Below are 8,837 nucleotides of genomic sequence, written 5' to 3'. Positions count from 1 at the left end.
CGCCGAGCTGGTTGAAGGTGTTGACGATGCCCGATACCAGCCCGGCCTCACCCAGACCGGCGCGGCCGAGGGCCGTGGTGGTCGCGCAGACGAACAGCGGGCCGCCGCCCAGCGCGAACACCGTGACGCCGGGAAGGGCTTCGGCGTAGACGTTGCCGTCTGCCGACAGGCCGATGAGCAGTGCGTTGCCGATGGCGACCAGGATCAGGGCGACGACGGCGACGGGACGGGTGCCGGTGGTGCCGACCAGGCGGCCGGCCGTGATGGCTCCGATCATGAGGGCCAGGGCCGGGGGCAGGAAGAACAGGCCGGTCTCCAGCGCGCTGAGGCCGCGAAGGTGCTGCAGGTACTGCGAACCAAGAAAGAGGTCCGCGATGAGCACGCCGGCCGCGATGAGCATCAGGAAGGCGCCGGCCGCGATCGGGCGGCGCGCCAGCAGGCTCGGATCCATCAGGGGGGTCGGTACGGTGCGTTCGACGACCACGAACAGGCCGTACAGGACGATGGTGGCCGCGATGGCCAGGAGCGTGCCCAGATCGGCCCAGCCCTCGTCACCGGCGTTGATCATGCCGTAGATGAACAAGCCGGTGGCGGCGGTGACGGTCACCGCGCCCAGCACGTCGAGGCGGGCGACGCGGTCCGGGTGGCGTGGTGGCACCACGGCCCGGATGGCGGCCAGCAGGATGAGGCCGACCGGGACGTTGATGAAGAAGACCCAGCGCCAGCCGGGGCCGGCGGTGAGGAGTCCGCCGATGAGCACCCCGGCGGCGAAGCCGACGCCGCCGAGGGAGGCCCACACGCTCAGGGCCTTGTTGCGTTCCACGCCGTGGAAGCTGCTGGTGATGGTTGCTAGCGCGGCCGGGGACAGCAGCGCGGCCCCGACGCCCTGACCGACGCGGCCGCCGAGCAGCAGGGTCTGGTTCTGGGCCAGGCCGGTGGCCAGCGAGGCCAGGGTGAAGATGACCAGGCCGGTCAGGATCATCGGGCGCGTGCCGAAGATGTCGGCCAACCGGCCGCCGAGCAGCAGCAGCCCGCCGAAGACCAGCCCGTAGATGCTGACCGTCCAGGTGAAGGCCGAGCGGCTCAGGTCCAGGTCGGCGCCGAGGTCGGGCAGGGCGACGTTGACCACGGTGAGGTCCAGGATGAGCATGAACTGCGCCAGGGCGATCACCGCGAGCGCCTTCCAGCGGCGCGGGTCCGCGGACGCCTGCGGCTCGCGCGGTTCGTTCGTGTCACGAACCGGATGATGGGGGTCGTGCATCACGGGCTCCTAACTCGTCCGTCGATGTGCGGATGTCGGAGTGCTTGGCAGGTTTGGGATGTGAGTTGGGTGACCGCGGCCCACGCCAGCGCAGCCAGGCGGCCGTGAGGACCAGGCCGGTGACGATGACGGCGGCGATTAGGAACGGCGGTAGGGCGGGAAGCCGGGTGGCGCCGAGGCCGAGGGCGGCCCAGGCGAGCGCCTTGGGGGCGCCGCCGATCAGGGTGCCGATGGCCATCGACTGCAGACGCAGCGGTGTCAGCCCGGCCGCGAGGTTCACCTCGGAGAAGGGTCCCGGGACCAGGCGCAGCGCGACCACGGCCAGCCATCCACGGCCCTGCAGGAACTTCTGGAGGCGGCGACTCCCGGGCAGGCGAACCGCGGCCAAGGCAGACCCGGTCAGGCGCCGGCCGAGGAGCAGCTGGCCGCAGGCCGCCACGGTCATGCCGGCCAGGGTGGCCAGTGCACCCGGAACCAGGCCAAGGGCCAGGCCGCCGGCGGCGCCGAGCAGCGGAGCCGGCACGCCGGCGGTGTTGAGCACCACGAACAGGCCCACGAACCCCGCCGGGGCCAACGGCCCGAGCGCGTCGAGGAGCCCGCCGAGGCGGTCGGGCGACCAGGGACCCAGCAGCTGGGCGGCAGCGGCCAGAAGTCCAAGGACGGCGAGGAGCAGTCCGATGCGAAGCAGGATGGGTGCCCAGGTCGTCCGGTGACGGCCGGCGAGGCCGGCGGCCGCCGGGACCGTCCTGCCGGTCATCGCGACCACCGCGCCCGCAGGCGCCCGCGCCGCCGGGTCCTGCGGCTCGGCTGTGCCCACCTGCCGCGAGCCCGGGATTGCCCGCCGGAGTGTGGCCGGTGCCAGCGGTGCTGCCGTCGGCGCCCGACGAGGCGCCTAAGCAGCGCGGTGACCAGGACGGCACGGCGATGCCGACCTCCCCGGCTGCTGGTGTGGTGGTGCCGTGGCATGGTGGTACCTTCCGTTCCTGGGTTGGTCAGTCGCGGTGGATGAGGCCGGCGAAGGGGCGGGCGGCGGCCAGCTGGGTGAGGGCGACGGCTGCGACGACCGCGGCGAGCCCGGCGGCGAGCTGGCCGGCATCTAGGGTCCCGGTCATGGCGGCGCGGACGGTGTCGACCACGTGGCTGTGGGGTTGACGGCCGCGGCGTTGCGCACCCAGCCAGGCAGCAGCTCGGCGGGGACGTAGGCGGTCGACAGCAGCGAGATCGGGACCAGCCAGTGGCCGGCCTCTGGGCCTTGCCAGTCCTGGGCTTGATATTGGGTGTGGTCGTCGTTGGAGCTGCTCTGTGGTTCCATGAGCACCACCCAACACCTTCAAGTACACTTGAAGTCAACATGGTTGACCGCTACTTGACCATCGGCGAACTGGCCAAGCGCACCGGTGTCGCCACCTCGGCCTTGCGCTACTACGAGGAACTCGGCCTGATACCAGCACCCGTCAGGGTCTCGGGTCAGCGGCGCTACCCGGAATCAGCGGTCGGGCTCGTCGGGATGATCCTGTTGCTTCGAGACGTTGGGTTCTCGCTCCGCGAGTCCAAGGCCTTTCTTGGGTCACGAACACCAGCCGTCGATAGCTGGCGCAGGCTCACCCAACGCAAGCTCGCCGACCTCGCCGACCAGATCGCCAAGGCCCAGACGGCCAAGGAAGCCATCACCCACGCGCTGCACTGCCCTCACGACGACATCACCACCTGCCCCAACTTCACCAAGGTGCTCGCCGCCCGACTCGCCGGCGTGCCCTTGGAGGAAGCCCACCCACACTGATCTCCCCACGAGTCGCGTGGTGGCGACCGCGGTACGTGCCCGACCGCCTTGGCTTCATCTGGACTGCGGCGGCTTCGGAGCGTGGGCGCAACGGGCAGGATGCCCGCCTCGACAACGTCCTCGATGGTGATGATTGGACCGGCCGCGATGGCGTCGAGCAGCCTGCCCCGCTCGTCCTCCAGCTCAACGAGGAGGAGAACCACGTTCAGCAGGTCATGAGGTTGGTAGTGCGCCATCACTCATGAGGCATGCTGCCCTCGGCGTGACTTGCTTCTTAGCAGCTTCCTCGGAAGGTGCGGCGATAGGCGTGGGGGCTGACGCCGCGGCGGAGGGTGAACTGCTCGCGCAATGCGGTGGCGCTGGCGTAGCCGACGCGGTGGGCGATGTGGTCGACGGTCAGGTCGGTCGTCTCCAGCAGTTCCTCCGCCCGGTTGAGCCGCTGGGTCCGCAGCCAGGCGTGCGGCGTCGTGCCCGTGGTCGTTTTGAACCAGCGGTAGAAGGAGCGGCGACTGCACATCGCCCGGTCGGCGAGCGTGTTGACGCTGAGGGCGGTGTCAAGGTGCGCGGTGGCCCACGCCAGGACGTCGGCGAGGCGGTCGTCGGTGGCGGGTACCGCCGGAAAGGCCAGGTACTGCGCCTGGCCGCCATGGCGGTGGGGCGGCGCGACCAGGTCGCGGGCGATGATGTTGGCGATCGCCGAGCCGTGCTCGCGGCGGAGCAGGTGCAGGCACATGTCGACGCCAGCCATGGCGCCGGCGCCGGTCACGACCTGCCCCTCGTCCACATACAGCACGTCAGGGGTCATGCGCACGCGGGGGTATCGGGCGGCGAAGGTCGCGGCGAAGCGCCAGTGGGTGGTGGCGCGCCGCCGGTCGAGCAGGCCCGCTTCGGCCAGCAGGAATGCGCCGACGCAGGGACCGGCGATCAGCGCTCCCCGGTGGTGCGCAGTCCGCAAGGTGGAGACGGCGTCAGCGGTGGGCGGCAAATGGAACCCACTCCAAGGGCAGGCGATGACGAGATCGGCGGCGACGAGGGCGTCCAGACCGTGCTCGACGGTGATCGGGACGCCGATGTCGCTGATGACGGCTCCCGGACGGTCGCTGCACAGTGCGATCTCGAACGTCGGCGTGCCCGGCAGCGTCTTGGCGCCGAAGACTTCCGCAATCACCCCGAGGCCGAACGCGGAGACGCCCGGCGGGCAGTACGCGGCGATCGATCTGAAGGGAGTCACTCGAGCAGATGGCACGGAACCTGTGGTCGCTGACATTGTGACACGGGACCACCGGCGCGTGATGGCAGATAGTGATTCCGCCAGCGACTGAGGGGCATCGAGGCGGAGGGAGTGCCGCTTCGACCCCCTGGGAGCTACTCATCGATCGTCCGTGGAGGACACTGACCTCCAGAGTTCATGAGGAGCGGCAGCATGACGGACCTGACGACGCACACCCTCAAGGTACCGGGCGCGGTGCTGACCTATGACGTCCGCAGGAACGGGACCAGCGACGCGCCGGTGTTGCTGCTGATCGCGTCGCCGATGGGCGCCGCCGGGTTCGGCACGCTCTCCCGATACTTCACCGATCGCATGGTAGTGACGTACGACCCGCGCGGTGTCGAGCGCAGCCGACGCACCGACGGCGCGGCCACGTCAACGCCCGAGGAGCACGCGGACGATCTCCAAGGGATCATCTCGGCTCTGGACGCCGGACCGGTTGACCTTTTCGCAAGCAGCGGCGGCGCGATCAACGCACTCGCTCTGGTCGCGCGCCACCCGGAGCAGGTACGGACGCTCGTCGCACACGAGCCACCGGCGGCCGCGGTGCTGCCGGACCGCGAGTTCGCGCTGGCCGCGAACCGGGACATCCACCAGACGTATCTGCGCAGCGGACTCGGCCCAGCGATGGCTAAGTTCATCGCCATCGCCAGCCACACAGGTCCGATCCCGGCCGACTATCTCGAGCGGCCCGCGCCGGATCCTGCAATGTTCGGACTACCGACCGAAGACGACGGCTCGCGGAACGACCCGATGGTCGGTCAGAACATCGTGTCGTTAACCCACTATGAGCCCGACTTCGAGGCGCTCCGGACGGCATCGACCCGCATCGTCGTGGCAGCCGGCGCGGAGTCGAAGGACGAGCTGGCCAACCGCGGCGCGCATGCCGTTGCCGAGCGGCTCGGAACGACGCCGGTCACGTTCCCAGGCGGCCACGCCGGGTTCCTCGGCGGCGAATACGGCCAGATGGGCGAGCCGGAGGCGTTCGCGGTCCGCCTGCGGGAGGTCCTCGCTGCCTAGGGCCGCCGCGAAGTCAGTGGCATTCTTCGACTCAGGATGAGGTCCCAGGGTGCACGTCCAGCCAGGCCCACGACACGGCCTCTGAGCTCTGTGTCGCGGTGGCCTCCACCGGCGCCGCCGTGGCCGCGGTGCTCTCGCTCCGCCTTGTGCCGTCCAGAACGCCACAGATGACCGGCGTCCCGCACGCCCACTGACCCGGCTTGGGTCTCGCCGAACAGCAGCTGTACGGCTGAGGCTCGAACGAGCGGGTGATCCCATGAGCACCGCAGGTTCATACCGGACTTGGCCGCGCTGGCCCGGAACACCGACCCGCCTGCACAAGCGTCCGCTTGTGGTGAACGCCTCGGCGGTGAGGGGCCCGCAGCCTCCCTGGAGCTGCTGGTGCTTGCCAGCAGCGTCCGGACCACCATCGCTGCACCCGAGGAGGGACCCATGCACCGCAGGATCCTGTACCGGCTGACCTGGCTGGCGGCGGCGATGTCGCTGGGCCACCACCTGGACCACCTGATCCGCGGCAACGCCGTCGGCTGGCCAGTCACCGAGGAGGTCAACGCCTTCACCGCCAGCCTGGTCGTCTACCCGATCATCACCACCGGCCTGCTGCTGTACCACGCCGGCCGGGTGGGGCCCGGCTTCTGGGCGCTGGTGTCGGGCGGCGGCGCCGCCTTCGTCGCCGCGGTGCACTTCGGCCCTGCCGCGGTCGAACCACCCGAGCTGATCCTGGACCACTACCAGCCGCCGGTCCTGGGCTGGCTGGCGTTTGCCTGGCTGGTGGCCTTCGTGGCCGTGTTGGCCATCACCTCGGTGTACGAGACCCGGCTGTGGGTCCAGCAACGCCAGGCCCGACGTGCCACCCAGCCGGCGACGGGGGCGGGGGGCACGCGATGACCGCCACCAACCCTTCCGCTGCTGGGGCCGGGCAGCCGGCCGTCCAGCCCCAGCCCAGCGCCGCGGCGGTGGCCGGCGGGGTGGGGGGCGCGGCGCTGCTGGTCGCCACCCGGGTCGCGCTGTGGCTGGGGGTGCAGCTGCTGCTGGCCGGCCTCCTGGTCCTGGGCGGGGCTGAGCCCTTCGGGCGGGCGCTCAACGAGGCGGCCGGCTGGTGGATGGTCTACGGCGCGCTGGTCGACCTCGGCACCCCGCCCATGTTCGCCGTGGTTGATCTGCCCCCGCTGGCCAGCGTGGTCAGTGTGCTGGTGGTGCCGCTGTTGACCGAGTTGGCCGAGCCGGTCGCCTACCTGGGCGTGGTGCTGCCGCGGCTGGAGGCGCGCCTGGGCCGGGCGTGGCTGGCCGCCACGATCGTGGTGGTGGTGTGGGCTGCCGAGCATGCGTGCTTCCCGCTGCTTGCCAGCGGCGGCGGTCTGGATCTGGAGTTCGCCGCCTACCGGGTGGGGTCGGTGCTGCCGTACCTGGCCATCTGGACCGCGCTGTACTACGCGCTGGGTCGGCGGCTGCTGCCGGTCATGGCGGCCAGGTGGGCCTTCAACGGCGGCACCGCGCTCGCCCTGGCCCTGGGCCTGGCCGGATGAGCGGGTCCTGGGGTCGACGAGTGGAAACGGCCTGACCAGGCCACGAAGGAGGGAGCCGTCATGTCCGATTACCCCGATCTCCCGCAGCCCGACCCCGCGCTGCGGCGCCTGGACCGCCTGGTCGGTACCTGGACCATGGAAGGCAACCTGGTCGGCTCCGACGAGCAGAACGTCAGGGGCGAGGCGACCTTCCGCTGGCTTCCGGGCGGCTTCCTCCTCGAGCAGCGCGCCCGGATCGACTTCATCGGCCAGCAGCTCGACGTCCCTGGAGCTGATCGGCTACGACCCGGAGACCGACACCTTCCCCTCGACGGTGTCCTGCCGGCGTGGCCGCATGGTGGTGTCAGAGCGCATACCTGACACGTCGAACCGGGGTCTCACGCGCGAAGGTCAAGGGCTGACGCCCATGGCGAAGCGTCAGTCCCGGCGGTGTCGGATCGAATCGGTCGTGCCAGGGCCGTGGCGGCCCCCGACGAGCCCGTCGGTCCAGCGTAGGTTCGACACCAGGCCCGGCCCGAACTCCGCCCGGGTCGTCTGCAGGTTCACGCTCGATGCCCCGCAGGAAGCGTTGCATCGCTCGATCGCCTGGCATGCGGCCAACCCGCGCCGACGACGCGACGGAGGCCTCGCTGCCGGCGACCGCCGCTCGCGCAGCCGAGTGAGCAGTTCTTGGGGTCGGCCGCGTCCCGGCAACCGTGTGATTCGCCGCGAATCCCCTGCCCGGTCGTTCCCGTATATCCCTATGAGGCTGTCGGGAGCTCAGGGGGCCCGATGATCGCTCTTGCTCATCGCCGAGCGTTCTGGTTCGGAATCGCCGCGGTCAGCGCGGGTGTGGTCCTGCATCTCCCCATGTACATCGGTGCAGCTGACATGGGCTATCAGCTGGCCGGGATGCCGATGGATCCCTCGATGAAGGTGGGCATGGCCCTGATCGTTGTCGGCATCGCGTTGTCGGCGTATGGAGTGGTGCCGCGGGGCGCGGGGGCCTATCCGGATCGGGTCGCCGGGGTGCGGGTGGCCGCGTTGGACGAGGCCCCGATCCAGCGTGCCCACCTGGCGCTCCTGGCCGTCATGGCCGTTGCCGTGACCATCGACGTCATGAAGCCGACCACGCTGGCGTTCGTGGTGCCCGGCATGGCGCAGGAGTACGGCCTGAAGTCGCCCCTGAACCCGCAGGGTAAGGTGCCCGTGGCCTGGTTTCCTCTGTGTGCGCTCGTCGGCATGGTGCTCGGCTCTGCCGGGTGGGGCTGGCTGGGCGACCGTATCGGGAGGCGGGCGTCGATCCTGCTCGCTGGCGTCATGTTCATCGCCACATCCGTGTGCGGCGCGATGCCTGCGTTCGGCTGGAACCTGCTCATGTGCTTCCTCATGGGCGCGGCGGTCGGGGGGATGCTGCCCATCGCGTTCGCCCTGCTGGCCGAGACCATCCCCGCCCGGCATCGCAGCTGGCTGATGGTGCTGATTGGTGGCGACGTGGCGGGGGCATACATCGTCACCAGCCTGCTTGCCTCCACGCTGGAGCCGCGGTTCGGCTGGCGGGTCCTCTGGCTGATCGGGCTGCCGACGGGTCTGCTCCTCATCCTGCTCAACCGTTGGATCCCCGAGTCGCCGCGGTTCCTGCTCGCCTGCGGCCGCGCCGACGAGGCGGAGGCGGTGATGGCGCGGTTCGGCGCCCGCCTCCTGCCTGAGGATTCCACGGCCCACTCCAAGGAGGAGCCAAGCCGGTACGTGCAGCTGTTCCGGCGGCCGTTCAGCGGTCTGACGACCGCGGTCGTGCTCTTCGGCCTCGGCTGGGGCCTGGTGAACAGCGGGTTCCTGCTGTGGCTGCCCACCAACCTGCGGCAGCTGGGACTGGAGACCGGCGCGGCCGAACGCCTGCTCGCCGGCGCCGCCATCATCGGGTTCCCGGCGGTGTTCGCCGTGGCGTTGCTCTACGGCTTCTGGAGCAGCAAGCGGACGATGATCGGCGTCGTCCTGCTC

The 8,837-nt window shown here is 70.5% G+C and carries 11 protein-coding genes; 7 read left to right on the top strand and 4 right to left on the bottom strand.

Going from position 1 to position 8,837, the window contains the following annotated elements; genetic code table 11:
• From VF468_11730 to VF468_11720, 3 genes are all read right to left on the bottom strand, one after another.
• The coding region (locus VF468_11730; GenBank protein HEX5878969.1) for an MFS transporter at positions 1-1,171 on the bottom strand (1,171 nt) is incomplete at its 3' end.
• Between the two features lie 61 nt (positions 1,172-1,232).
• On the bottom strand, positions 1,233-2,018 hold the full coding sequence (locus tag VF468_11725) for a VTT domain-containing protein (GenBank protein HEX5878968.1): 786 nt from the start codon (positions 2,016-2,018) through the stop codon (positions 1,233-1,235).
• 351 nt (positions 2,019-2,369) lie between these two features.
• Positions 2,370-2,573, bottom strand: coding sequence for a hypothetical protein (locus VF468_11720; protein HEX5878967.1), 204 nt, complete (start codon positions 2,571-2,573; stop codon positions 2,370-2,372).
• Positions 2,574-2,612: 39 nt separating this feature from the next.
• Here VF468_11720 and VF468_11715 point away from each other — a divergent pair, with 39 nt between their 5' ends.
• Complete coding sequence (locus VF468_11715) at positions 2,613-3,041, top strand: MerR family DNA-binding transcriptional regulator (protein ID HEX5878966.1); 429 nt, start codon at positions 2,613-2,615, stop codon at positions 3,039-3,041.
• Between the two features lie 35 nt (positions 3,042-3,076).
• Complete coding sequence (locus VF468_11710) at positions 3,077-3,286, top strand: hypothetical protein (GenBank protein HEX5878965.1); 210 nt, start codon at positions 3,077-3,079, stop codon at positions 3,284-3,286.
• A gap of 29 nt (positions 3,287-3,315) precedes the next feature.
• On the opposite strand, the gene VF468_11705 is transcribed toward VF468_11710, so the two are convergent.
• Positions 3,316-4,308 carry a helix-turn-helix domain-containing protein gene (locus VF468_11705; protein ID HEX5878964.1) on the bottom strand — a complete coding sequence of 331 codons (993 nt, stop codon included), beginning with the start codon at positions 4,306-4,308 and terminating at the stop codon, positions 3,316-3,318.
• 156 nt (positions 4,309-4,464) lie between these two features.
• Between VF468_11705 and VF468_11700 the strand changes: the two genes are divergently transcribed.
• The 5 genes from VF468_11700 to VF468_11680 form a co-directional block, all read left to right on the top strand.
• Positions 4,465-5,331 (top strand): alpha/beta hydrolase, encoded by an 867-nt coding sequence (locus VF468_11700; GenBank protein HEX5878963.1) that lies wholly within the window; start codon positions 4,465-4,467, stop codon positions 5,329-5,331.
• A 432-nt stretch (positions 5,332-5,763) separates the two neighbouring features.
• Positions 5,764-6,219: a hypothetical protein gene (locus tag VF468_11695; GenBank protein ID HEX5878962.1), complete on the top strand. Its 456-nt coding sequence runs from the start codon at positions 5,764-5,766 to the stop codon at positions 6,217-6,219.
• Complete coding sequence (locus tag VF468_11690; protein ID HEX5878961.1) at positions 6,216-6,857, top strand: CPBP family glutamic-type intramembrane protease; 642 nt, start codon at positions 6,216-6,218, stop codon at positions 6,855-6,857. Before VF468_11695 ends, VF468_11690 begins: the two co-directional genes overlap by 4 nt.
• 60 nt (positions 6,858-6,917) lie before the next feature.
• Positions 6,918-7,217, top strand: a complete 300-nt coding sequence (locus tag VF468_11685) for a hypothetical protein (protein HEX5878960.1) — start codon at positions 6,918-6,920, stop codon at positions 7,215-7,217.
• Between the two features lie 411 nt (positions 7,218-7,628).
• Positions 7,629-8,837, top strand: a 1,209-nt coding sequence (locus VF468_11680) for an MFS transporter (GenBank protein HEX5878959.1), incomplete at its 3' end; no start/stop codon positions are given.

This window comes from Actinomycetota bacterium, assembly GCA_036280995.1.
Taxonomy (GTDB): domain Bacteria; phylum Actinomycetota; class CALGFH01; order CALGFH01; family CALGFH01; genus CALGFH01.
Note: the sequence above shows the minus strand (reverse complement) of the source record. Positions and strands in the feature narration are given on the sequence as shown.

Coding starts and splice junctions, on each gene's coding strand:
- VF468_11695 (HEX5878962.1), top strand. CDS start 5,764: ATGCACCGCAGGATCCTGTACCGGCTGACCTGGCTGGCGGCGGCGATG.
- VF468_11715 (HEX5878966.1), top strand. CDS start 2,613: ATGGTTGACCGCTACTTGACCATCGGCGAACTGGCCAAGCGCACCGGT.
- VF468_11690 (HEX5878961.1), top strand. CDS start 6,216: ATGACCGCCACCAACCCTTCCGCTGCTGGGGCCGGGCAGCCGGCCGTC.
- VF468_11720 (HEX5878967.1), bottom strand. CDS start 2,573: ATGGAACCACAGAGCAGCTCCAACGACGACCACACCCAATATCAAGCC.
- VF468_11700 (HEX5878963.1), top strand. CDS start 4,465: ATGACGGACCTGACGACGCACACCCTCAAGGTACCGGGCGCGGTGCTG.
- VF468_11725 (HEX5878968.1), bottom strand. CDS start 2,018: ATGACCGGCAGGACGGTCCCGGCGGCCGCCGGCCTCGCCGGCCGTCAC.
- VF468_11685 (HEX5878960.1), top strand. CDS start 6,918: ATGTCCGATTACCCCGATCTCCCGCAGCCCGACCCCGCGCTGCGGCGC.
- VF468_11705 (HEX5878964.1), bottom strand. CDS start 4,308: ATGTCAGCGACCACAGGTTCCGTGCCATCTGCTCGAGTGACTCCCTTC.